This window comes from Marinomonas sp. FW-1 (assembly GCF_005222245.1).
In the GTDB taxonomy this organism is placed as follows: Bacteria; Pseudomonadota; Gammaproteobacteria; order Pseudomonadales; family Marinomonadaceae; genus Marinomonas; species Marinomonas alcarazii.
The window spans coordinates 378,096-401,948 of the sequence record NZ_CP025987.1 but is presented as its reverse complement, the minus strand read 5'-3'; the positions used below and the strand labels follow the sequence as shown (position 1 = coordinate 401,948).

At 45.2% G+C, this 23,853-nt stretch carries 21 protein-coding genes; 6 read left to right on the top strand and 15 right to left on the bottom strand.

Annotated elements, in window-relative coordinates; translation table 11 throughout:
• The first annotated feature begins 38 nt into the window (after positions 1-38).
• The 4 genes from C1X04_RS01825 to C1X04_RS01810 all read left to right on the top strand — a co-directional run bounded on the left by C1X04_RS01825 (position 39) and on the right by C1X04_RS01810 (position 4,762).
• Positions 39-1,073, top strand: coding sequence for a TRAP transporter substrate-binding protein (locus C1X04_RS01825; protein ID WP_137169042.1), 1,035 nt, complete (start codon positions 39-41; stop codon positions 1,071-1,073).
• A gap of 108 nt (positions 1,074-1,181) precedes the next feature.
• A complete protein-coding gene (locus C1X04_RS01820) occupies positions 1,182-3,260 on the top strand; it encodes a TRAP transporter large permease subunit (protein ID WP_137169041.1) in 2,079 nt (692 codons plus the stop codon).
• Between the two features lie 15 nt (positions 3,261-3,275).
• The gene (locus C1X04_RS01815; protein WP_110574851.1) at positions 3,276-3,398 is read left to right on the top strand and encodes a dihydroxy-acid dehydratase; all 123 of its coding nucleotides are present in this window, start codon (positions 3,276-3,278) and stop codon (positions 3,396-3,398) included.
• A 92-nt stretch (positions 3,399-3,490) separates the two neighbouring features.
• Positions 3,491-4,762, top strand: a complete 1,272-nt coding sequence (locus tag C1X04_RS01810) for a glucarate dehydratase family protein (RefSeq protein ID WP_137169040.1) — start codon at positions 3,491-3,493, stop codon at positions 4,760-4,762.
• A gap of 113 nt (positions 4,763-4,875) precedes the next feature.
• Here C1X04_RS01810 and C1X04_RS01805 read toward each other — a convergent pair whose 3' ends face one another.
• From C1X04_RS01805 to C1X04_RS01755, 11 genes are all read right to left on the bottom strand, one after another.
• Positions 4,876-5,829, bottom strand: a complete 954-nt coding sequence (locus C1X04_RS01805; RefSeq protein ID WP_110574847.1) for a 2-hydroxyacid dehydrogenase — start codon at positions 5,827-5,829, stop codon at positions 4,876-4,878.
• A gap of 22 nt (positions 5,830-5,851) precedes the next feature.
• Complete coding sequence (locus tag C1X04_RS01800; RefSeq protein ID WP_137169039.1) at positions 5,852-6,790, bottom strand: AEC family transporter; 939 nt, start codon at positions 6,788-6,790, stop codon at positions 5,852-5,854.
• Between the two features lie 88 nt (positions 6,791-6,878).
• Positions 6,879-8,465 carry an aldehyde dehydrogenase (NADP(+)) gene (locus tag C1X04_RS01795; protein WP_137169038.1) on the bottom strand — a complete coding sequence of 529 codons (1,587 nt, stop codon included), beginning with the start codon at positions 8,463-8,465 and terminating at the stop codon, positions 6,879-6,881.
• A 158-nt stretch (positions 8,466-8,623) separates the two neighbouring features.
• Positions 8,624-9,370 carry a FadR/GntR family transcriptional regulator gene (locus C1X04_RS01790; RefSeq protein ID WP_254682312.1) on the bottom strand — a complete coding sequence of 249 codons (747 nt, stop codon included), beginning with the start codon at positions 9,368-9,370 and terminating at the stop codon, positions 8,624-8,626.
• A 67-nt stretch (positions 9,371-9,437) separates the two neighbouring features.
• Positions 9,438-10,763, bottom strand: a complete 1,326-nt coding sequence (locus C1X04_RS01785; protein ID WP_110574839.1) for an enolase C-terminal domain-like protein — start codon at positions 10,761-10,763, stop codon at positions 9,438-9,440.
• 75 nt (positions 10,764-10,838) lie between these two features.
• The gene (locus C1X04_RS01780; protein ID WP_110574837.1) at positions 10,839-11,747 is read right to left on the bottom strand and encodes a 5-dehydro-4-deoxyglucarate dehydratase; all 909 of its coding nucleotides are present in this window, start codon (positions 11,745-11,747) and stop codon (positions 10,839-10,841) included.
• Between the two features lie 115 nt (positions 11,748-11,862).
• A complete protein-coding gene (gene garD / locus C1X04_RS01775) occupies positions 11,863-13,434 on the bottom strand; it encodes a galactarate dehydratase (protein WP_137169037.1) in 1,572 nt (523 codons plus the stop codon).
• Positions 13,434-14,939, bottom strand: a complete 1,506-nt coding sequence (locus C1X04_RS01770; protein WP_110574833.1) for a tripartite tricarboxylate transporter permease — start codon at positions 14,937-14,939, stop codon at positions 13,434-13,436. Before C1X04_RS01770 ends, garD begins: the two co-directional genes overlap by 1 nt.
• A gap of 15 nt (positions 14,940-14,954) precedes the next feature.
• On the bottom strand, positions 14,955-15,392 hold the full coding sequence (locus C1X04_RS01765; protein WP_110574832.1) for a tripartite tricarboxylate transporter TctB family protein: 438 nt from the start codon (positions 15,390-15,392) through the stop codon (positions 14,955-14,957).
• A gap of 81 nt (positions 15,393-15,473) precedes the next feature.
• Positions 15,474-16,523: an ABC transporter substrate-binding protein gene (locus C1X04_RS01760; protein ID WP_110574830.1), complete on the bottom strand. Its 1,050-nt coding sequence runs from the start codon at positions 16,521-16,523 to the stop codon at positions 15,474-15,476.
• 260 nt (positions 16,524-16,783) lie between these two features.
• Positions 16,784-17,995, bottom strand: a complete 1,212-nt coding sequence (locus tag C1X04_RS01755) for a Gfo/Idh/MocA family protein (RefSeq protein WP_137169036.1) — start codon at positions 17,993-17,995, stop codon at positions 16,784-16,786.
• A 103-nt stretch (positions 17,996-18,098) separates the two neighbouring features.
• Between C1X04_RS01755 and C1X04_RS01750 the strand changes: the two genes are divergently transcribed.
• Positions 18,099-18,989, top strand: a complete 891-nt coding sequence (locus C1X04_RS01750; protein ID WP_137169035.1) for a LysR substrate-binding domain-containing protein — start codon at positions 18,099-18,101, stop codon at positions 18,987-18,989.
• Positions 18,990-19,073: 84 nt separating this feature from the next.
• Here C1X04_RS01750 and dctP read toward each other — a convergent pair whose 3' ends face one another.
• Positions 19,074-20,144, bottom strand: a complete 1,071-nt coding sequence (dctP, locus tag C1X04_RS01745) for a TRAP transporter substrate-binding protein DctP (RefSeq protein WP_110574825.1) — start codon at positions 20,142-20,144, stop codon at positions 19,074-19,076.
• A 238-nt stretch (positions 20,145-20,382) separates the two neighbouring features.
• Here dctP and C1X04_RS01740 point away from each other — a divergent pair, with 238 nt between their 5' ends.
• Entirely contained in the window at positions 20,383-21,120 is a 738-nt protein-coding gene (locus C1X04_RS01740; RefSeq protein ID WP_110575107.1) for a GntR family transcriptional regulator, read from the top strand.
• A gap of 75 nt (positions 21,121-21,195) precedes the next feature.
• Here C1X04_RS01740 and C1X04_RS01735 read toward each other — a convergent pair whose 3' ends face one another.
• The 3 genes from C1X04_RS01735 to C1X04_RS01725 all read right to left on the bottom strand — a co-directional run bounded on the left by C1X04_RS01735 (position 21,196) and on the right by C1X04_RS01725 (position 23,850).
• Positions 21,196-21,948 (bottom strand): TSUP family transporter, encoded by a 753-nt coding sequence (locus C1X04_RS01735; protein ID WP_110574822.1) that lies wholly within the window; start codon positions 21,946-21,948, stop codon positions 21,196-21,198.
• Between the two features lie 63 nt (positions 21,949-22,011).
• Positions 22,012-23,298: a TRAP transporter large permease gene (locus C1X04_RS01730; RefSeq protein ID WP_137169034.1), complete on the bottom strand. Its 1,287-nt coding sequence runs from the start codon at positions 23,296-23,298 to the stop codon at positions 22,012-22,014.
• Positions 23,299-23,301: 3 nt separating this feature from the next.
• Positions 23,302-23,850, bottom strand: coding sequence for a TRAP transporter small permease (locus tag C1X04_RS01725; protein WP_110574818.1), 549 nt, complete (start codon positions 23,848-23,850; stop codon positions 23,302-23,304).
• Positions 23,851-23,853 lie beyond the last annotated feature (3 nt).

Sequence of the window (23,853 nt, the reverse complement as noted above, 5' to 3'; positions counted from 1 at the left end):
AATTCCTAACAATAAATCTAAAAATCAGGAGAAGAACAATGCCTCTCAAGTCCATACCTAAAACGCTTGCTGCAACTCTACTTACAACAGGGTTAGCATTCTCAGTAGCCCCAACTTACGCTGAAACACTGAAGGTCCAAACCAGCTTTAATGCGTCACACATCAGTTTGACTCGCTTAAATCAAGTATGGATTCCTAAACTAAAAGAAATGACCGGCGGCGATCTAGAAATAGAATTATTGCCAATAGGCTCTGTGGTCTCCCATAAAGAAACACCTGTTGCGGTTTCCATGGGGATTTTGGATGGCGATTTAACCGCAACCAGTTATTTTGCAGGTAAGGACCCCGCGTATGCCTTGATGGGTGACTTGATTGCAGGCTATGACACCCCAGCGCAAATTGAAGAATTTTGCATGCAAGGTGGCGGTAAAGAGCTACTACAAAAGATGTACAACAAATACGATCCAGGCGTTCATGTCATTGGCTGCAGTTCTGAAAAACGCGAAGCCTTCGTATCGAAAGTACCTGTTCGTGGTGTCGCTGATATGAAGGGGCTGAAAGTTCGCTCTCCCGAAGGCCTCGCTGCAGATGTGTTTCGTCGTGCGGGTGCAGCGCCCGTTTCTCTACCTGGCTCAGAGGTATACACCGCTCTAGAGAAGAATGTGATTGATGCCGCCGATTCCTCGGCTTACGCAAACAATGATGCCAGCGGCATGCACAAAGTCGCTAAATACCCAATTTATCCAGGCATTCACTCAATGCCTTTTATGCAATTCACCATCAATGAAGCAACCTGGAACAAAATCAATAAAGAAGACCAAGCTGCTCTAACAGAATGGTTCTTGAGCGCATACGCAGACCTACGCACCTATCTGGATGCTAAAGATAAAGAACTGGTCGCACGCGACAAAGCCAAAGGCGACATTACCGTCATCGACTGGCCTCAATCCGAGCGAGACGATTTCCGTAAAATCGCGAAACAAGCATGGGAAGCATTCGGTAGTGCCTCACCTCTGGCAACAGAAGTGTACAAAGCACACGTTAAATTCATGACCGAAAAAGGCCTACTCTAGCCCAAGAGTGATTTACCACTAGCAGCGGCTGGGCATTGTCCCGCCGTCGCATCTTCCACATAAAAATAAGCCTCCCCATGCAGTAGGCTGATAGATCAGGTGAACACTATGTCCAAAACTCAAAGCCTCAACGCTGATGACATTGTCGAAATTGCCGACGACAACCCGATTGAGCATGCGCAGCAGCATGAAGAATTCGAATACACACCCATAGATCACTTTAGCCACTTTTCTGGCATTGGGGTTTCGCTGCTTTACCTTGTTGCAGCCGGTGCCACCTTATGGGAAGTAGTTGCCCGCTATGTGTTTAACTCGCCAACACAATGGGCATTTGAAGTGGTGATGGTGCTATGCGCCGCAAGTTGGATGCTGTCAGCAGGCTACATCACACTAAAGAAACGCCATATTGGTATTACGGTGATTCATAATATCGTCTCCCCTAAAGCCCAATGGCGTCTTGACTTATTTGCATCCAGTATTGGTATTGTTGCGCTATTCCTGTTGCTATCCGATGCTTCCATGCGCGCCTACATGGCGATAGATCATATTGAACGTACCGGTAGTGCGTTTAACTCCCCCATGCCGATGCTATTAAAAACCTTACTGATGCTGGGTGGGTTTATGTATCTCGCTCAGCTAACCGTTAACCTATGGCGTCACGTGAACAGCCGATGGGCCAAAGCAGCGGTGAAGTTAATCGGTCTATTTATGGTGTTGTACTTTATTAATGGTGTACTGGCCTATATTTCTGGACCTGGATCGATCTTCGACGGCGTGAGTGGTTACTTCTCAGCGGTAGGCCAAAGCCTAGACCCAAGCGCAGCACTGGACATGCGCTCTTATAGCTTAGGGGTCATATCCTTAATCATGGTCGCGATGCTGGTGTCTTTGATGATGACAGGTATGCCGCTGGGCATCGTAACCTTGATCGTCTCAGTCGTTATGGCTGTTGCGTTTTTTGGACCGCGCGGGTTGTACCTAGTATCTGCTAACACAGCAGCATTGCTTGACCATTACACCTTGATAGCTATTCCCTTTTTCGTATTAATGGCGACGATCCTAGAAAAGTCAGGCATCGCAGAAGATTTGTTCGATGCCATGTCGATATTCGCAGGCAATCTACGCGGCGGCGTGGCAGTACAAACCGTAGTTGTGGCGGTTATTCTCGCGGCCATGTCCGGTGTGATGGGCGGTGAAATTGTAATGCTTGGCCTTGTGGCTTTGCCTCAAATGCTGCGCTTAGGCTATGACCGAAAAATGAGCATTGGCCTAATTTGTGCTGCAGGCGCCCTGGCTACCCTGATTCCACCTTCGATCATCATGATCGTTTACGGTCTATCTGCTGAAGTCGCCATTGGTGATCTATTTATGGCTGGAGCCGTACCTGGGCTAATGCTGGCTGTCTTCTATGCACTGTATGTTCTGATTCGTGTGCACATTAACCCTAAATTAGCGCCAACAGCGAAAGAAGTAGCAGAACTAACAGGTGAAGAGCGAAAGCTGTCTAAAGCTCGCCTGAGCGCAGTATTCTTGAGCATTATGCTAATCGGCTGTGTCATGGGATCCATCTATGGCGGTATTGCTTCAGTCACCGAAGCGGCGGCAGTGGGTGCCTTGGGAGCCATGATTGTTTCAGCGGTGCGCCATGAGTTCAAATGGTCCATGCTTAAAGCTTCATTAGTCGGCTCTATGGCGACAGTGGGCACAATCATTTGGTTAGTCCTTGGCTCAGTATCGTTTGTTGGTATTTTTAACTTAATTGGTGGCGCGGACTTTATGCGCTCACTCTTTATGAACCTTGGCATTCCAGCTATTGGCGTGATCTTGGTAATGATGCTGATTTTGGTGATCTTAGGTACTTTTATGGAGTGGATCGCCATCGTTCTAATTACGGTTCCTGTTTTTGCTCCTGTTGTTATGACTCTAGCACCTGAACTTGGACTGACAGCAGATCAAGCGAAAGTCTGGTTTGGTATTCTGTTTGTTCTCAACATTCAGATTTACTTCTTATCACCACCGTTTGGTCCGGCCTGTTTTTGGCTCAAATCAGTCGCACCAAAAGACATTTCCCTACAAGAAATTTTTATCTCTGTATTGCCATTTATCGGCTTACAAATTGTCGGGTTGATTCTCGTTATGAGCTTCCCTCAAATCGCCCTTTGGCTTCCCGAAGCACTCGGAAATTAACCTAGGAGAATCTTTATGATTGGTCACGATAATCAGTCTGAAATTGACCGTTATGGCGTTGCACCTTGGATTGCGGGGGGCATTGTAGCCACCATTCTAATTGTCTGTATGTTTGCTCTCGCTGCAGGTTTTGCCTAGCGCTATAGGATATTAACCATTTACATCTTTTAACCTTCTTATTGATGGCCAAAAGCCATCGATAAGACTCCCTTTTCTCAGGAGATAACCGTATGTCACGTATAAAACAAATTGAAATTACGCCTATTGCGTTCCGCGATCCTCCACTACTCAATGTTTATGGCGTTCATGAAGCATGGGCCTTGCGCACCATTATTGAAATAAAAACCGAAGACGGTAATTACGGTTTAGGCGAAAGTTATGGCGACGAACAGACGATCAGCCAATTGCGCCAAGTCGCGCCACATCTAGTGGGCATGGATGTTTTCAATGTCAATGCGATCCGTAACAAAATTGAATCCGTTGTCACTCTACCTGATCCAAATTCAGGGCTAGACATCGCCCCAGGTACATTGGGTGCAACCACGGTACCACGTATTTTCTCAGCCTTCGAAGTCGCTTGCTTAGACCTGATGGGCAAGATTACAGGCCGTCCTGTGTGTGATTTATTAGGCGGTAAAGTACGCAATGAAGTCGCCTACAGCGCTTATCTATTCTACAAATTTGAACGTCATGGCTTTACCGAAGATCCATGGGTAGATACGTGGGGCGAGGCAGTAACGCCAGAACAAATCGTTGCGCAAGCGAAGAAAATGATTGATCAATACGGCTTCCAATCGATCAAACTAAAAGCAGGGGTATTTGAGCCTGAACAAGAGATAGAAGCTCTTGAAGCACTGCGTGAGGCTTTCCCTAATCTGCCGCTGCGTATTGATCCTAATGGCGGTTGGACGGTGGAAACCACCAAACGTTTATTAGACAAATTTGGCAATGGTCTACTGCAGTATTTAGAAGACCCTGTCCACGGCCAAGAAGCCATGGGTCAAGTCAGCTCTATGACCGACATTCCATTAGCAACCAACATGTATGTGATTGGATTCTTTGACATCCCAAAAGCCATCAAACTGGACTCAGTGCAAGTCATTTTGTCTGATCACCATTACTGGGGTGGCCTAAAAGCCACACAAGAACTGGCACAGTTATGTAAAACATGGGATATCGGTTTATCAATGCACTCGAACTCTCACTTAGGCATCAGCTTAATGGCCATGACTCATGCCGCCGCAGCGATTGATAACCTAACGTACGCTTGTGACACACATTACCCTTGGCAAGAAGAGGAAGTCATTGTCGGCGGTAAGATCCCATTCAAAAATGGTGCTGTCGTGGTCCCTGATAAGCCGGGCTTAGGTGTGGAATTGGATAGAGATGCCTTGGCCGTGTTAGCCAAAAACTACGAAAACTGTGGCATTCGTGCCCGTAATGACGTTGCGGAAATGCGCAAGTACCAACCAGACTGGAAAGGGACCGTACCTCGCTTCTAAGAAATTGGCTCCTTTATGCCTTGCCGACTTAAAGGAGCAGTGTTCAGGCAAAAGTTGCGCTCTAGTTTGCTCGAATTTCCCAATGGAAATTCGAGCTTTTTTTATCTAGAAAATCAAAGAACAACAGGCGTAAGCAGAGGCTTATCCGCAAAATGCGCGGCTAAGTTATCCACGACTAATTGCGCCATGGCAGCACGGGTTTCAAAAGTGCCACTGGCACAGTGGGGTTGTAAGACCACGTGATCCATAGACAATAGTGCTTTAGGTACATTCGGTTCGTCCACAAATACGTCCAAACCTGCACCTTTGATCGCGCGCTTTTCGAGCAATTCTACTAACGCTTTTTCATCCACAACAGAACCACGTGAAACGTTGATAAAGTAGCTGTTTTCACCCAACGCGCTTAAAACCTCACGGCTAATTAGGCCTTCTGTCGCTGGACCACCGGGAATGACTGGCGCCAAAACATCCACGTCTTTTGCCAAGGCAATCAGGTCATCGTAATGACGATAATCGACATCCGCTTTAGCTTGACGGCTAAAGTAGCTGACGTTCATACCAAATGCCTCGGCACGGGCTGCGATCGCTTTACCAATTCGACCCAAGCCGACAATGCCAAGTGTTTTGCCTTTCAGGGAAGTATTCAATGGCATCATGCCTTTCTCGACCCAGTTACCACTCTGAATCCACTCGACAGCGGGCAACATGCGACGTAGTGTGGTCAAGGTGAGCATTATCGCCATATCGGCCACATCATCGGTTAACACATCTGGCGTGTTCGTAACTGGAATGCCGCGCTTGTGGCACGCTTCCACACAAATCGTATCCAAACCTACACTGGAAGAGCAAACGATTTCAAGATTCGGCAATTGCGCTAATAAGGTTTCATCAAAGCCGCCACCATGAGTTGTTACGACTGCACGAATCTTGTCTCCAACAGCGTCAATCATAGCGATTTTCTCTTCCGAGGAGGCCTGATCATAACGATGCAATTCATAAGTATCTGCCAGCATTTGCATTTGCTCTGGCCTGTTTGGCCAAACGACTAATACATCGATTTTACTCATGTAATAATTTCCTTCTATCCGTTTAAAGTATCGCAAGCAGCACTGGCGTGATAAATACGATCACCAGCGAGCCAACTAAGGTAGATGTTGCGATGGCATTAGCCGTTACTTTGCCGTCACTGCCATGCGCCACAGAAACGACGTAGGCTGACGCCGCAACGGGTGCTCCAAAGAACAAGAAAAGATACAGCTGCTCGTGTTCTGAAAAGCCTAGCAACGCAGCTAAGCAGGTTAAAATCACGGGGCTAAGAAAAACTTTCACAGCAATCGCTAACGAAATACGGCGCGGCAAAATAAAGCGACTGGTAGCCAACGAGCCGCCAATACATAACAACGCCAAGGGCAGTGTCACACTACCTAGATATTTACCTGTGGTAACCACTTGGCTCGGAATCGGTAAGCCGATGAAATTCACAATAATGCCAGCCACCACACCAATAATCATTGGGTTGCGCACAATAGTGCCAAGCAGTGCTTTATGGCTAATAGTATGGTCTTTTTGAAATCGAGATAACGCAATTTCTGCCAACACGTTAAACATCACAGAGGTGATACTGGCCAAAACACCGCCTATTACGACGCCTTCGTCACCAAACATGTTGACCACAAGAGCCAAACTAAAAACACCAGTATTACCTCGAAAGGCTATTTGGATAAAGATGCCACGCTCGTGTTCTGGCACCTTCACACAGCCTGACAACCACCATGCGAAACCAAAGGTAAGCAATATACCTACCGCAAAAAACAGCGGCATTTGCCATGACATTAAATTACTCGGACTCGCCCCAAGCATGCTAAAAAAGAGTAACGTAGGCATGCCGACTGCAAAGACAAAACGCGAGCCTGAAGCAATAAAGCTGTCGTCTATGACGCGGCGGTTACGTAAAAACGCCCCGACTAAAATCAGTAGTAATACCGGTATAGACACGTCCAAAATTGCCGAAAATGCAGTCGGTTCCATCGATCTCTCCCAAATATCACGGCAAGAAATAAAAAAAAGGGCACCGTAGTGCCCCTAAAATAGCGAGTATTGGAGCGTTATAAGCGACTTATTGAAGCTTTCCATCCACCAATTGCGGCACATTCAAAGGGTTTTGATCTTGAATGGCTTCTGGAATCAATGAGCTTGGGAAGTCTTGGTAGCATACAGGGCGCAAGAAACGATCAATCGCTGCGCTACCAACAGACGTAGAACGACTATCAGATGTAGCAGGGAAAGGACCGCCATGAACCATGGAATGACACACTTCCACACCAGTTGGGTAGCCGTTACATAGGATTCGGCCGACTTTACGCTCTAGCGTTGGCAACAAAGCTCGAACAGCTTCAACGTCCGCATCTGACATTTGAACCGTCGCAGTCAATTGACCTTCTAGGTGCTCAGCTACAACCTTATACTCATCCAATGTGTCGCACTCAATGATCAAAGAAGTTGAGCCAAATACTTCATCTTCCATGGACGCATCAGCCAAGAAAGCTTTCGCACTGGTCGCAAAGACATGCGGACAACACTGGTTAGGCTGTTCACTGTCATTACCTTTCGCCAAAAGTTGTGCGGCTGAGTTGCTATTTAGCTTCTCAACACCTTCACAATACGCTTGGTAAATACCTGGTGTTAGCATGGTTTGTGTACCCAATGCTTGTACTTCACTGATAACTGTCGCTTTAAAGCTATCTGCCGCTTCACCTTTCAACAGCACCACCATACCTGGGTTTGTACAGAATTGACCTGCCCCCATAGTTAACGAACCAACAAAACCTTTTGCCACTGCTTGTGCTTCAGCGGAGAGTTTTTCAGGCATCACGAAAACAGGGTTGATGCTGCTCATTTCTGCGTAAACAGGAATTGGCTCAGGACGATTCGCAGCGATATTCATTAGCGCCACACCACCACTACGAGACCCAGTAAAGCCAACCGCTTTGATAGAAGGATGCTCAACCAAGGCACTGCCGATTTCACGACCAGAGCCATAAAGTAAGGAGAACACACCCGCAGGCAAACCACACTTTTTAACAGCCGCCGTAATCGCGCGACCAACAAGTTCAGACGTACCAGGATGAGCAGAATGCGCTTTCACAACAACAGGGCAACCTGCCGCTAATGCAGACGCGGTATCACCACCTGCAACAGAGAACGCCAATGGAAAATTACTTGCACCAAATACCGCAACTGGGCCTAGGGCAATTTTTTGGAAGCGTAAATCTGCACGAGGTAATGGCGCACGATCTGGCATAGCAGGATCAATGCGAGCATCGGTTGCTTTACCCAAACGAACAACACCGGCGAATAAACGTAATTGGCCCATTGTACGGCCACGCTCACCTTCTATTCGCGCTTTTGGCAAACCAGATTCCGCCATAGCTCGTTCCACCAAGACATCACCTAGCGCCAGAATTTCATCGGCAATACATTCTAGGAAAGCGGCACGTTTTTCTGTACTTACAGCACGGTATTGATCAAATGCTTGCCAAGCAGCGCTCACAGCTTGCTCAACTTCAGCTTTTGTTGCGCCGTTATAAGCAGGCTCAAGTGTTTCATTTGTCGCAGGATTGATTGCATAAATGGCTTTTTGCGTGCCAGTAATATCGTTACCTGCCACCAATGAAGTACCTTTAAGAAGCCCTTTCGTATCCATGTTTCCCCCTAATTACTTATGAAAATAAGCTATGAAATATAAGCTATGAACAGCAAAAAATGCTGTAAAGAGACAGAAGTGAACAAGATTCACTTCTAGCAACCTCTTTTCTCAGGGCTTTGCAGGATGTTGCTATGAACGAAGTCGCTACAAAGCTCTCATTCTAAATCAAACTTGTTATCGCTCTGATAACGTTCGTACAAGTGGTAAGCACGGTATAAATGATTGTGCATAGCCTGTCTCGCACCTTCTCCATCTTTATTCTTAATACAATTCAGTATTTCAAGATGTTCGGTGCGAATACGATGCAAATATTCATCGGTTGCCACCTGTTTCAAGTTTGAATTAATCAATTTTGCTCTGGGGATAACGTTTTTATTAAACTGCTCATAGAACTGTTTAAGGAAGGGATTACGAGTCGCTGTACAAATAGCCAAGTGAAAAGCGTAGTCTTCTTTTCTAGCCAATTCGCCTCGGCTTAATGCCTCGTCAAAATCATTAAAATGCTTCTCAAGTATTGCTACATCTTCTTCTGAGCGACGCAAAGCGGCCAACTCACAAGCGGTTGTTTCAACACTCAAACGCATTTCTAAGATATGTAGAATATCGGTAATCGCAGTGGGATCAATCTGATAAGCAAACAACGTCTCACTGGACTGAGCACGAATAACGCTGGTACCAACCCCACGTTTCGTTTCAACCAGTCCAAGTGATTTAAGCTGTGTGATTGCTTCTCGGATAACGGTACGGCTCACACCAAATAGATCGCATAATGCATTTTCGGTTGGTAATTTATCTCCAACAGAAATATGGCCAGCCGATATTTGCTTCTCAAGTTGCTTTGCAACATTGCTTGCCAAGCTATCGCCTTTACCTACTCGCTCTATTTGTAGTGATTTAGCCACCGTTTCAACCCCATTCATTCTAAATACGCCGCATATTCTAAAACCCAGAACATTACCCCAGTGTTAACTATCTAACAAGCGCTGGTTTCTTAGAATCAAATGTCCAACCCGGAATAAGGAACTGCATTGCCTGACTATCGTCACGCTGTCCTAGGGTTAACGTTTTATATAATTCGTGCGCTTCCATCAGTTTTTCGCGGTCTAATTCAATTCCTAAACCTGGTTTAGTTGGTACGGTAATTTTGCCACCACGGATTTTTAATGGATCTTTCGTAACACGTTGCCCATCTTGCCAAATCCAATGGGTATCAATCGCGGTTACTTCACCAGGACAAGCGGCTGCAACGTGCGTCATCATCGCCAAAGAGATATCGAAGTGGTTGTTACTGTGAGAACCCCACGTCATGCCCCACTCGTTACATAACTCACCGACAGCAACGGCACCTTGCATGGTCCAAAAATGGCAATCGGCTAGCGGAATATCAACAGAATCTAGGCGTACTGCGTTTTTCAACTGTTTCCAGTCCGTCGCAATCATGTTCGTTGCGGTTTTCAAACCCGTTCTGCGTTTGAACTCAGACATAGTTTCACGACCAGACCAAGCACCTTCTTGACCACAAGGGTCTTCTGCGTAGCTCAACATGTGTTTGATTGGATCTAGATATTCAACAGCCTGATCAAGCGTCCAAGCGCCATTTGGATCTAATGTTAAGCGTGCTTCTGGGAAGGCTTCGTATAATGCACGAATACAATCAGCCTCTTGATGGCCATCAAGTACACCACCTTTTAGCTTAAAGTCTTTAAAGCCATAACGTTCGTAAGCCGCTTTTGCTAGTGTTGCAATAGCGTCTGGTGTCACCGCTTCTAAACCACGAACACGGTCCCATTCGTCCATTGGGTTGTCGTAGGTTGGGTATGGCAAGTTGGTTTTGGTGCGGTCACCTAGGAAAAATAAATAGCCTAGCGCTTCAACTTCGTCGCGCTGTTTGCCATATTGCCCGAGCAAATCCACAACAGGTAAGCCCATATTCTGACCCGCTAAATCCAACAATGCGGACTCAATCGCAGTAATAACGTGAACTGCCGTTCTTAGGTCAAATGTTTGGTTACCGCGCACATCGTCCGCTTTACCTGATGTCGCATTGCGAACATCGCTGATAATGCTTTTCCACTTTCCGACATTCTGTCCCTCAACTAGGGCACGACATTCTTCTAGTGTAGAAATAATTTTATCGGTTGCAGGTACTTCGCCCAGACCAATATTGCCATCATTATCTTCAAGTACTACCACTGTACGAATAAACCATGGCGCGTGACCACCACTAAGGTTCAGCAGAAAACTATCATAACCAGCAACTGGCACTACCTGCATTTTTTTAATTGTTGTAAACATATGATGGGCTCTCCCCGATTTATTAGATCGAATGGGAGAGTAAACTCTCCCACATTAACCTTTAGCTCTTAATACTTAATTTTGTTCGATAATCGCTTTTAACGCAGCAAGGTCTGCAGCGTTTGGCATAGTAAGAGGTGGACGCACATCACCAGCTGAGATGCCTTTCAGCGCCGCGCCCGCTTTAATTAGACTTACAGCATAACCTTTCTTAGTGTCACGTAGGCGACAGAAAGGAATGAAGAAGTTTTGAATAATACGCGTTACTGTTGCTTGATCACCAGCTCGCAATGCTTTGTAGAAGTCCATCGCCATTTCAGGCATGAAGTTATACGCTGCAGATGAGTAAGTGTTAACACCAATTGAAAGGTAAGCTTCAGCAAAGATCTCAGCCGTTGGTACACCACCGATATAAACCAAGCGATCGCCAACCGTTTTGATCGTATCATTTAATGCCGCAATGTTGCCCACGCCATCTTTCAGTGCCACCATGTTAGGGTTACGAGCAGCCAACTCTTTAACCGATTCCGCAGAAAGGATGCCATTGCCACGGTTGTAATAGATGAACTGAATATCCGCGCTTGCCATTACTTGAGATGCGTACTCAATAACGCCATCTTCTGGGCATTCTGTTAGGAAAGGAGGCATCAACAAGATACCATCACAACCAGCATCAGCGGCAATTTTAGAGAAATTAGACGCGTCTTTTACGCTGCGGCCTGCAGCAGCAATTACTGGCACACGACCTTTTACTGTCGCTACAGCGACTTCAACGATTTCACGAAAGTCTTCTTCATCAAGAGAGAAAAACTCGCCGGTACCACCAGCAATGAAAATTGAAGAAACGCCGTGCTTAATGAACGACTCTAGGCGCTCTTTGTATGTCTCAGCGTTAAATTTACCGTTCGCATCGAAGTCTGTTACCGGGAAAGATAAAAGACCATCACTTAGAGCGCCGCGCATTTGTTCAACAGAAAAAGCCATGTTGTTTTCCTCTCTTTTTGTTATTAACTTTAGCCTTAAGGCTGGTTATAAATAATTAAGTTGTAATACATCATACAACTATACATTCAAATAGCAATGAAATTTCGTCTAATAATTAGGTCACTGGTGCTGGATTAAACAAGACCAAATCATTATGTAAGCCCAACTTATCAGCTGCGACTTGCTTACGCCCTGACGCGACGTCAAGAATTAGATGGAACAACTCCCAACCCGCCTCTTCTAACGTAATCTCTTTACTGGCAATGCGTCCTGCGTCCATATCGATCAAATCGTGCCAACGCTTACCCAAAGTAGAGTTTGTTGATACCTTGATAACAGGTGCGACTTCCAAGCCATACGGCGTACCACGCCCTGTGGTAAATACTTGAATATTCATACCGGAAGCGAATTGCAAAGTACCGCAAATGAAGTCACTGGCTGGCGTAGCAGCAAAATTCAGTCCTCGCTTGCGAATACGTTCACCTGGGCTTAGAACATCGACAATGGGGCTATTGCCTGACTTAGTAATGGAACCTAGAGATTTTTCCACGATGTTATTAAGGCCGCCCTTTTTATTGCCTGGCGTGGTGTTGGCGCTGCGATCAGCTTGCCCTTGATTCAGGTAATCGTCATACCACTGCATTTCACGCAGTAAGGCTTTCCCCACTTCCACTGTTTCCGCTCGCGGCGTTAAAAGGTGAATAGCATCACGCACTTCGGTCACTTCAGAAAACATGACAGAACCACCGGCACGAACAATTAAATCCGACGCATAACCCACAGCAGGGTTAGCTGTAATACCAGAAAAAGCATCACTACCACCGCACTGCATACCAACGACCAATTCTGAAATCGAACATGGCTCTCGACGACGCTTATTTAAACGTTCAAGATGCGCTTCGGCCATCTCCATAATATGATCAACCATATCTTGGAAACCGTGATGATTTTCGTCTTGTAGACTAACCACATGATCTTCTAACGCCTTGGCCGCTTCAGAGTTAGGCAAAATGTTAATGGCCTGCTCATCGTCTATCTCAAGCAAACGCGATGGCGAGAGTTTTTCACACCCTAAACCAACCACCATTATTTCACCGCCAAAGTTCGGATTTTTAGCAATATTTTGCAAAGTACGAATTGGCACAATCGCCGCAGGCGCAGTAATTGCCACACCACAACCGTAGCTATGATTAAGCGCAACAACACCATCGACATTTGGATACTTTGGCAAAAGCGTTTTCTTGATCAGCTTAACAACATAGTCAGTGATACCTGCAACACACTGCACACTGGTACTAATACCTAAGAGGTTCTTGGTACCTGCAGAACCATCCGGATTTTTATAACCGTCAAAGGTGTAACCTTCCAAAGGCTCAAAAGCAGGCTTCTCGCGCGTCGCTAAAGGTAGCTCATCTAATGCAGGAGGCGTCGGCATATCGACAACCCTCTCGGACACCCATGAGCCTTGTTTAATCTCGTGTTTTGCGTAACCCACCACTTCATTGTAACGACGTACTTCACCGCCATTAGCGATATCAGCCAAAGCAACCTTATGACCCTGTGGCACGTCTTCTAACAAGACAACGCCACCTGGAAGCTCAGCCCCCTTTGGTGCACCACCTTGATTTAAGATGATGGCAACATTGTCACTTTCATGTATTTGAATCAGTACATAAGAATCGCTCATTACTTCGCCTCTTTATTCGCGTGTTGCTTACTTTTTCTGTGAATCATCACAGACACGACGATAGATAAAACAATCAATCCCCATAACACCATCGCAATCGGACTCTTAGTGAACAAAATAGAGTACTCACCGTAAGACTCTAAACTCTTCACAAAATACACTTCGGCACTGCTGCCCAAAATAAAGCCGATAACCAAAGGCGCAATCTCAATACCGATCTTAGTAAAGATCCAACCTGCTACACCGAATAAGAAAAGTGTCCACACATCAAACATAATGCCGTAGTTAATCGCATACGCACCTACTGCACACATCATCACTATAATTGGGTATAAGATAAATTTCGGAATTAATACCACTTTGGCGATATGACGAATGGCATAGAACATCACGATAAACATCACAATATTGGCAAACATAAGCGCCGTTATCATTGAGAACCATGTATCTATATTTTCGCCGATAAACAAAGGACCGACTTGCAAACCTTGCAATGTAAAGGCACCAATCAATACAGCCGTTGTACTATCGCCAGGAATACCCAACGACAACAAAGGAATCAAAGCACCACCTGTTAAGCCGTTATTTGCGGACTCAGACGCCACCAAACCTTCAGGCTCACCTTTACCCAACTTCTCAGGATGTTTAGAAAAATTCTTTTGCTGTGTATAAGCTAAAATTGACGCCGCGCTTCCACCAATACCAGGCAACATGCCGATGAATGTACCGATTGATGAAGAACGCATTAAGTTACTGAATTGGCCTTTAAAAATATTAAAGCGGAACGGCTTACCTTTATTGAGATTAACTTTATTTTCCAAAGAAGGCTCTCTGGCACCTTTTTCAGCCTCTTCAATGATGGTTGAAATACCAAAAAGACCAATTAACACAGGCAATAACGAGAAACCATAAGCTAAGTAAGGCTCCATAAACGGTGCCATAAGACGATATTCGCCATTACCACCGTTCGATACATCGTAAGTTCCTATCAAGCTAAGCAATACACCAAGTAACCCACTAAAAACACCCATTAGAATATTTTTAGACAATGACGCAATAACCGACATCGCAAAAAAGATCATGAGGAACTTTTCAACGTATGAGAATTTGATAGCGAAATCGGCCAAGACAGGCGCAAAGAAGAACAACACAATGGCACTGAACGTACCGCCAAACAAAGAGGCAACAATACAGGTTTTCAAGGCGCGCTCGGCTTCACCACGCTGCGCCATCGGGTAACCATCAAAAGTGGTCGTAATCGACGACGGTGTACCTGGGATATTCAGCAATACAGCCGGCACTAATCCACCAGAAATACCGCCAACATATAAGCCTAACAAAAGCGCTAAGCCTTCTTGCAAACCTAAGGTGTAAGTTAATGGTAGACACACTGCAACAGCCATTGTCGCGGTCATACCAGGGATAGCACCAAAAATGATGCCGATGATGGATCCTGCCGCCGCTAACAAAAAGAAGGACGGTGAAAGTAATTCTAAAAATTCCATAAAGTCACTCCGCCTCTAAGGCATCGACACAGCGAATAGGTGGTAAAGCACACCCCAAACAAAGGTCGGTGTTATTACTGCGTTGGAAACAATGATTATCAGATTGCGACGTGTCATATCGTGGCAGTACAACATCGACATCAGAAACACAAAAGGAATCGACGCCAGTAAGAAGCCTAGTCCCATATTAGGAAGCACTGCGCCTATCGCATCCATCCCCCAGAAATAGGCAGGAATCAAAGCGAATGTCATTAAGAGACGAAAGAAGTCTGCATTTTTAACAAAGAACTGATAACGACCGGTACGAATAGCCTGCATGACAGGACGAAAATAAGAAACGACGATCACCAAGCCCAAAATCAGCAACAAGGAAATAACGATCCTTGGAAAGAAGAGATGGGACGTGTCGAAGTCGATCACAACGGCATTGAGGGATGAAAACCAGTCAAACATAATAACTCTCTATAACCTTCTCTAAGCGAAAGATTAAGGCACCGTGGCCAAACTGCATTCCACGGTGCCGACTTACTTTAATTATTTGTGCAGGTTATTAATGATTTTGGCATAACTATCACGCTTTTCTTTGAAGTGCTTTTGCGCTTCTGCAGAAGTACGGAAGTTAGGGATAAAGAAGGATTTCTTAAATGTTTCTTGAACCTTGCCATCGGCAAATACTTCTGCCAACGCCTTGTCCAAGAACTCAATCACTTCTGGAGACATACGCTTGTTGTATAAAAAGTAGAACTCTTTATCGAAGGTAAAGTTATTCTCTGCATCCATTGGAATATTCACCCCTAGACCAGATGCATACTGCATCAACTGATCACGAGACGTTTCTCCCATACCATTAGGATTTGCTTTAGCAATTGTTGATGCTTTAGCAGTTAACCATACAAAATTCATGGCTTTTTGGTCATCAGCAGGAAGGCGAGTATATTGCTCGTTGGCCTGTACACTGCCATTGATAACATCCGCGAGGCCATCGAACAAAGCTTGGTTCTTATCAGATTGAGAACCCGTATTCAAAGCAACGAGATTATCCTCTTGACCTGGGTACGCCAAACGTACTGCGTTCTTCATAGCCGTGTAGCCGATCTCAGATACGCCGCCTGGCTGAATCGCAACACGAATTGTTTTACCGTTTCCGGCCGCATTTAGGATCTCATCCATATTTTTATAAGGAGAGTTTTTAGGAACCAAGTAGCCATTACCTGGGTTAGTAGCGAAAGATGGTCCTATCGTCCACTCTTTGAAAGGGTCTTCGTAGCCTTTTTGGCCATATAGATTCCCAAGATACGCTTGGTCGTGGAAAATCATTAGAGTGTTGCCTGTCGGCACTCTACCTAACGCCTGATATGCCGCAGAGAAGCCAACAGCATCAACTTTAATGTTCGCATCAATCTTTTGTGCAAGCGCTTCTGCGATAATGGAAGAAGCCTGATACGTATCACCACCTGTTGATTTTGAGCCAATTACAACGCGGATATTTCCTCGAATTGGATTGTCTAAAGCATAGGCTGCAGCAGGCGCTAATGCACAAGCCGCCGCCATCAAAATTGTTGTGCTCTGAAGTATTTTTTTCATAACCACTTTTCCTATAATTGTTTTTTTATTTAGGACGTTGTCATTAGTTCCATTTATCGAACGCAACAACATCATACATCATACAACTTGTATTTCAATATCAGATTATCTTTTTTATTACAGATTAAAAATAGCACTTCTTTCCCGTGGCAACCCCAAAAAAAGGGACGAAATAGAACGGTAAAACAAAAAAGCCCAGACCTTGAAAGTAAGGCCTAGGCTGTGATGTGATGTGATGTAACTTAATTTAAAAAAAATAATTAAAGATCAATACCTTTCGATTTAAGCAGTTCAGACACTTCAATGATTTTGCCCGTTTTTACGGATTCTTCCGCTGCGCAACCCACCACAACAGACCAGAAGCCTTCTTCGACTGTCGCGCTGTTGGTTTGCTTGCCAGCCATTTGATCGGCAAAAGCGATGTGTTCGAACCAAGTAGCGCCATTATGGCCAGACGCTTCGATCAATTTAGGATAGCTTGGCTGTGAGGTTTTAGAAGGACGGTTCTGACCACAGAAAACCTCCATTTCAGTACGCAAACGCGCGTTTTCACTGAAGTCTTCAATCTCTGCCGCTTTGACACGACCTTCGTCACCGCAGACCAACAACTCTTCATGGAACATAGGCGCAAACATGCAAAGGTTAAAGCCAGCACGAACACCATTTTCATATTCTACGGTAACAAACGCGCTATCAAGAATGTCGGATTTTTCACCTTTGAATTCGAAATCACGGAAGTTAGTAGATTGTGAGCCGTTAGCATAAACTCGTACTGGACGAGATTGAGCAAACAGATTCATCAAATCAAAGTAATGGCAGCATTTCTCTACTAAGGTACCACCAGAGAATTTAGAAAACTTATTCCACTGATTCACTTTATCAAGAAACGGAATGCGGTGTTCCATGATGTTAATCATCTTCACCTCACCAACCGCTTTGCGCTCTAGCACTTCATGAATCGCTTCGGAATAAATAGATTTATAGCGGTATTGCAAACCAATTTGTAAAACCGCGCCGTATTCTTTTGCCATCTTGGTAATTTCATAGGCATCTTCCAACTTGGTCGCCATCGGCTTTTCCATGAAGATGTGTTTACCAGATTTGATCGCGACTTTTAAAACATCAAGGTGTGTAAAGTTAGGTGTACAGATTAAAATACCGTCAACTTCTGGGTCATTACAGGCCGCTTCTAGCGTTTCGTAGACTTTGAAATCTTCATCGGTGATTTTGGCAAATTCTTCTTTGGCAACTTTAACGCTACGTTCGTTTAGATCGAACACACCATGAATAGCAGAACGACCAACGCGAGTCGCCACGCGCATATGCTCCATGCCGATCATACCGCAACCAATCAGGTTCACACGAAACTGTGCTGGCTCTTTGGCGAAAAAGTGACGCTCCTCTTCGTTGATGTAATGAAAAGCTGGGCCAGTGTAGCTAAATAGTTGTCCGTCGATTTTTTCTCTGCTCATGGTGTCTCACCTAACTTAGATTTATTTTGTAAGGTTAAGATAGGAAAAGCGCATCATTATGTCTAATATATGTTAATCACACACTTAATATGAAAAAGATATCATGCGCTTTAGAAAACTGAATTATTTTATTACCGTAGCAGAAGAGCTGCATTTTGGACGCGCTGCGGCTCGCTTACATATTGCCCAGCCACCGTTGTCACAACAAATCAAAGCCATTGAAGACGAACTCGGTGCTGTACTGTTTGAACGCAGCAGCCAAAAAGTCTCACTGACCCCAGCAGGAGAAGCATTGCTACCTCAAGCAAGAGCGCTTTTACAAAACTGGGAAAAGATACAAGAACAAGTTCGCAGCATTGCCAACGGCACCGCAGGCAACCTATCGCTTGGGTTTGTTTGGGCCGCTGGCACGCCGCATTTTTCCAAAGGCATTGCGCAATTCAAACAAGACAATCATGGCGTGACACTCAATCTAGAAGAAATGACCACAACCCATGCCTTGGATGCACTCAGAAGCGAAAAAATTGATTTGGCGATGATCTTCCTTAATCCCCTAATGGACATCACAGATTTAGAACACCAAGACTATGAAACACAAAAACACCTTCTTGCCTTGCCTGAGAACCACCCGCTCGCGCAAAAAGACAGCGTGCCACTGAGTGATTTACACCAGCTGCCGTTTATCTCATTTGTTAGACAAGCCCATCCGTCTTTGTACGACCAAATAATGCATCACCTGCATGCTGCTGGCGTTGAGCCTGATATTGTACAAATCGCCCGGCTGACGCAAACCACTCGAACCCTAGTTGCCGCCGGCGTGGGTATCGCACTTGTCCCAGAATCCACACAATTCGATCAACGGGAAGGTCTCACCTATCGCCCAATTGATGGCGTTTTACCAGAACTCGATATCCATTTTGTATGGCGTAAAAACAGCCTAACACCCTTGATGGAAAGATTAATCGCCCACCTTCAAGCGCAAGTACCAAGATAATCTGTCCAGACAAATTCCAGGCAAAAAAAGCCAGTGCGAGCACTGGCCTAACGGAAAATAACCATTCAGAAGAGTGTATTACGATCAGTTCTGTGCCATATAAGCTTCATTAATAGAGGCTTCACAGGATTTAACCGCGCTCTCTGTGGTTTCAACCCATTTCGCACCATATTCATTAACGAACCAATCACGTACTGGTTTTGCTGCTTCTTGGAACTGCGCTTTTTCTTCTGCAGTCGGCGCATAAACCGTGCCGCCAGATGCTTTGAACTCGTTATACGCTTCTATTTGACGACGTTTGGGCATCACGGTTGTGACTTCACGTAACGCATCAAAACCATCCATCATGATGTGCTGAAGGTCTTCTGGCATATCTTTCAGTGAGTCGTTATTCATCCACCACATAGACGCCATATAGCCATGACCATCTAGCGTCATGTATTTAATATGTTCGTTAAATTTCATACCCATGATGTCAGTAATGCCGTTTTTAGTACCTTCCACCAAGCCAGTTGCCAATGAGGTATACACTTCTGGCCAAGGCACGGCTGTTGGGCTGCCACCCATGGCTTTCACCAGCTGCATCTGAATAGGGGAATTGATCGTACGGATCTTCAAACCTTTCACATCGGCAGGCGTTTTAATCAATTTATTGGTTGTCGCAAAGTTACGCCAGCCACCCGTATTACCAATCGTCATTAAGCGCATAGTACCTGTTCGATCTAGCAACTCTTTACGAATTGGTCCGACCAACATTTCATTATTCAAGGCACATTCAGCAACACGGTCTGTTGGAAATATATAAGGAATATCCAGCGCTTGGATCTCAGGGAAAACATTCGACAAACCACCTGTCGTGGTATTAAACACTTGGATCAAGTTAGCTTGCAGCGCTTCAATACATTCTGTTGGGTTACCACATAACTGACCGCCAGAATAAATATTAACGTGAATACGACCGTTTGAGTGTGCTTCAACATAATCTTTCAACACGACAGCGCCGTCATAATCTTCATCGCTGGTATTAGAAAGATGAACAATATTGAAATCATAATCAGCCGACAGTGCAGGCATGGCAGCAAGAGATAAGCTCGCCGCCATCAATGTTGGAACAAAAGCAGCTGTGGTCTTTTTTAGTAAAGCGGTTTTTTTCATTTCGAAGGCTCCGTTTTTTTATTCTTGGATCACTTTTTTATTCTGAGTCACGCAAGTGCTAAACAAATAAACAGGTCATTCATAAGCGAGTCTCAAAGGAGATTACTTTTAGAAAATGCACTATTTTCTTGCCATGACTTGTTTTATATCTTATATAAGACATAAAGTGCAAGAAAATAACAGATTTTTTTATTACGTCTGGTATTCTAAATTGATTCGAGAGACAGCAGGGCCAACAATGACAACCAGCACATCGCAGCCATCACCAACCTTCAAACCTTTGTATAAACAGGTTCAAGAGTTAATTACGGAAAGAATTATCGAAGGTTCTTGGAAGCCCGGTGAGATTTTACCAAGTGAGTTTCAACTTGCAGACCTACTGGGTGTTAGCCAAGGCACAGTTCGAAAAGCTCTTAACGCATTAACCGAAGATAACGTATTATTTCGTCGCCAAGGCGTTGGCACCTTTGTATCCGAACACACACTGCAAAAAATGATGTTCCACTTTTTTCATTTCAAAAGTGATAACGGTGATATCCCCGAGCTGCCTTACGCTCAATTACTCGAAACACAATTAATCACACCGGATGAACACTTACGTACTGTATTTGATCTCACGTCAGATGAAAAAGTGATTGAAATCCATCGTGTGCGTTCAATTAACAATACCGCGTCTATCCGTGAATTGATCTACCTGCCCCATCGTTACTTTGCCGATTTACACAAAGAAGAAAAGCTACCACATTCCCTGTATCACTATTATCAGCAGCACTTCAATATTACGGTACACAAAGCCACGGATAGACTTAAAGCGGTATTGGCCGATGATCAAGACCAAAGCGTTTTAAATATCGCTGCAGGACAACCGCTATTAGAAGTAATCCGCACTGCTCGCGCATTGGACGGACGCACCGTGGAATATCGAATCAGCCGCGCCAACAGCGAAGACCTACATTATCTTGTCGAACTTAATTAACAAGTAGAATACTCCAAAAAAAGAGCGCATCGCCAACAAGGTGAATGCGCTCTTTTTTGTTTAATAAAAACCGATTTAAAAGCCCTGCCACATCAAGCTAATACCCGACAACAACAACAAAGTGAATGCCAAGAAACGCATTGCTCTCGCAGAGATAGGCGCTGGAAACTTTCTTGCCATTAAGGTTGATAGCACAACGACTGGAAAACCAAGCGCACACAATAGCCAAGTATCAATATCAACGCCTTGAGTCAGACTAACAGACCCCACACGCAAGGCTGCGGTACAACAAAAGATTCCTAATAAGGTCGCACGTATTCTGACGTGGTCGTCTGGCTGGCGATACATCATAAAGGTAATAGGTGGACCGAAGGTCGCAAACATGCCCCCCATCACACCGCCAATCACACCACTGACGGCAAAAGCCCCAGCAGAGGATGCCTTTCGTATCCTATTAGCTTGAAGCATCATCACCAAGCTACTGATGACAATGCACAAGCCTAAACTAAATTTGAGCCAGCCTAACGCATTCTCCCCAAGGTAACCCAGAAGCCATACACCAAGATATATTGCAGGTAGGCAAGGTAAAATAAATCCCCAAAATGCTCGAAGATTTATCTGTTTCCAATGCCCACCATAAAGCCCAATTCCCGCATTGATAAGACTTAATACGCTTACCGCAAACGCCGTTACCTCAATGGGCGCTAAGCCTAATGCCGACACGCTGCTCACGACAATCAACCCAAAAGCAAAACCCGTCGTCGCTTGAATGTAGCTACCTAGCGCAAAAAACAATAATAGAAGCAGGCTCGAACTATCCATAAGCATAAAAGCCTTCCTCGTCTCTTCTGTACTCAAACACACTTAAACTCGCCAGTGCTGCCCCCTTCATCAGGAGGCAAAACCGAGCAAGCGAGGCAAGGTCATCGTTAATGCTGGGATATACGTAATGAGCAAAATAACAAAGATATGCACCGCCAAATAAGGCAACATTTCACGGCTAATCGTCTCTACACGTTCGCCACTTACACTGGACGCAACAAACAACACCAAGCCCATGGGTGGCGTCGTCAAACCTATGGTTAAGTTGACACACATCACGATGGCAAAATGCAATGGATCAATACCAAACTGTGTCACGATCGGCCCAAGAATAGGACCCAAAATAAGAATCGCAGGGCCTGCATCTAGGAACATACCGACAAACAACAGTAGCAAGTTAATAATCAGCAGTAGCAACAATGGATTCTCAGTCAAAGAAACCATGATCGCAGCGACTTTTTGTGGCGCGCCAGATAGGCTGATCACCGAAGAAAACGCCACCGCACTGCCGACAAGGAACAAAATCACCGCGGACGATTTCGCCGTAGCGTAAAACAAACTAGGCAAATTACTAACCGTCATGGTTTTCGACAACAAGCTAACAACCAAGGCATACGCTGCCGCAACTGCTGCCGCTTCAGTTGGTGTAAACACGCCCGACAAAATACCGCCAAGCAAAATAACTGGCGTCAACAACGGCCAAAAAGCTTGCTTTACCGCTGCGCCACGCTCCGGCCAAGTTGCTTTTTCGGAAGCTACTTTATAGCCACGACGACGCGCCAAAAACCATGTCATAGCCATCAAGCTAATACCAACCAAAAAGCCAGGGACAAGACCCGCAGCAAACAATCCACCTACCGACACGTTCATTACAAACGCATACAGAATCATGATGCCACTTGGTGGAATAATCGGCCCAATCACCGACGATGCCGCCGTTACGGCCGCGGCAAAACGACGCGAATAGCCATTTTTTTCCATCGCTGGAATCAGCATTTTCCCCAACGCAGAACAATCCGCCACCGCAGAACCACTAAGGCCAGCAAACAACATGGAAGACAAAATATTGATTTGTGCCAAACCACCACGCAAATGGCCAATAAAGGCTTGGCTTACTTGCACAAGCGACAAGGTAATACCACTGCGGTTCATCACCTCACCCGCCAGCATGAAAAACGGAATCGCCATCAATGGAAAGCTATCAATACCGTTGTACAAACGCTGTGTCAGCAAGAGGTAGAACATCTCCTTGCCTTCTAGGAATAAACTGAGACCTGGCGCAAACAACAAGGCAAACGCAACAGGCATCCCCAAAAACATCACAGAAAGCAAAATCCAGAAAAATGAAATGCCCATGGATTACCCCTCGCTCTCGCTATCTGACAACACAAAATGGTCGTCATTGGATTCATTAAAAAGACGCGCAATACCAATTAGGAACAGCTCGAGATAGACCAACATCATGACGCCAAAACCAATCGGCATCGCCATGTAGGACCAAGCTTTGGTTATAGGCAGCGCTGTAGCCAACATGCGCGTTCCTTTTAGGGCGAAATCTAGGCTTTTATTAAACGCGTAATACAAAACAATCCCGACCAACACATACAACACCAACTCCAGCAGCAAGCTTAATCGTCTTGGTAAAGAGCCCAGAATAATATCGAGGGCCGCATGTTGCTTAGTACGGGAGACCACAGGCAGTGTTAGAAACGTCATCCAAACCATAAGATAACGCGCCAACTCTTCAGACCAAGGCAATGAGTCGTTAAGCACATAACGACAAAAGACCTGAACCAAAATCGAGGTGGTCATCACTGCAACCGCAGTGATTGCCAAATATTTGAAAACAAATACAAAAGCAGAATTCACCTGCCCTAGCAAAGTTATTATTCTTGTTAATAAAAGCATAGA

Bases quoted from the DNA above. Each gene is read 5' to 3' on its own strand.
- C1X04_RS01825 (WP_137169042.1), top strand. From the start codon at position 39: ATGCCTCTCAAGTCCATACCTAAAACGCTTGCTGCAACTCTACTTACA.
- C1X04_RS01820 (WP_137169041.1), top strand. From the start codon at position 1,182: ATGTCCAAAACTCAAAGCCTCAACGCTGATGACATTGTCGAAATTGCC.
- C1X04_RS01815 (WP_110574851.1), top strand. From the start codon at position 3,276: ATGATTGGTCACGATAATCAGTCTGAAATTGACCGTTATGGCGTTGCA.
- C1X04_RS01810 (WP_137169040.1), top strand. From the start codon at position 3,491: ATGTCACGTATAAAACAAATTGAAATTACGCCTATTGCGTTCCGCGAT.
- C1X04_RS01805 (WP_110574847.1), bottom strand. From the start codon at position 5,829: ATGAGTAAAATCGATGTATTAGTCGTTTGGCCAAACAGGCCAGAGCAA.
- C1X04_RS01800 (WP_137169039.1), bottom strand. From the start codon at position 6,790: ATGGAACCGACTGCATTTTCGGCAATTTTGGACGTGTCTATACCGGTA.
- C1X04_RS01795 (WP_137169038.1), bottom strand. From the start codon at position 8,465: ATGGATACGAAAGGGCTTCTTAAAGGTACTTCATTGGTGGCAGGTAAC.
- C1X04_RS01785 (WP_110574839.1), bottom strand. From the start codon at position 10,763: ATGTTTACAACAATTAAAAAAATGCAGGTAGTGCCAGTTGCTGGTTAT.
- C1X04_RS01780 (WP_110574837.1), bottom strand. From the start codon at position 11,747: ATGGCTTTTTCTGTTGAACAAATGCGCGGCGCTCTAAGTGATGGTCTT.
- garD (WP_137169037.1), bottom strand. From the start codon at position 13,434: ATGAGCGATTCTTATGTACTGATTCAAATACATGAAAGTGACAATGTT.
- C1X04_RS01770 (WP_110574833.1), bottom strand. From the start codon at position 14,939: ATGGAATTTTTAGAATTACTTTCACCGTCCTTCTTTTTGTTAGCGGCG.
- C1X04_RS01765 (WP_110574832.1), bottom strand. From the start codon at position 15,392: ATGTTTGACTGGTTTTCATCCCTCAATGCCGTTGTGATCGACTTCGAC.
- C1X04_RS01760 (WP_110574830.1), bottom strand. From the start codon at position 16,523: ATGAAAAAAATACTTCAGAGCACAACAATTTTGATGGCGGCGGCTTGT.
- C1X04_RS01755 (WP_137169036.1), bottom strand. From the start codon at position 17,995: ATGAGCAGAGAAAAAATCGACGGACAACTATTTAGCTACACTGGCCCA.
- C1X04_RS01750 (WP_137169035.1), top strand. From the start codon at position 18,099: ATGCGCTTTAGAAAACTGAATTATTTTATTACCGTAGCAGAAGAGCTG.
- dctP (WP_110574825.1), bottom strand. From the start codon at position 20,144: ATGAAAAAAACCGCTTTACTAAAAAAGACCACAGCTGCTTTTGTTCCA.
- C1X04_RS01740 (WP_110575107.1), top strand. From the start codon at position 20,383: ATGACAACCAGCACATCGCAGCCATCACCAACCTTCAAACCTTTGTAT.
- C1X04_RS01735 (WP_110574822.1), bottom strand. From the start codon at position 21,948: ATGCTTATGGATAGTTCGAGCCTGCTTCTATTATTGTTTTTTGCGCTA.
- C1X04_RS01730 (WP_137169034.1), bottom strand. From the start codon at position 23,298: ATGGGCATTTCATTTTTCTGGATTTTGCTTTCTGTGATGTTTTTGGGG.
- C1X04_RS01725 (WP_110574818.1), bottom strand. From the start codon at position 23,850: ATGCTTTTATTAACAAGAATAATAACTTTGCTAGGGCAGGTGAATTCT.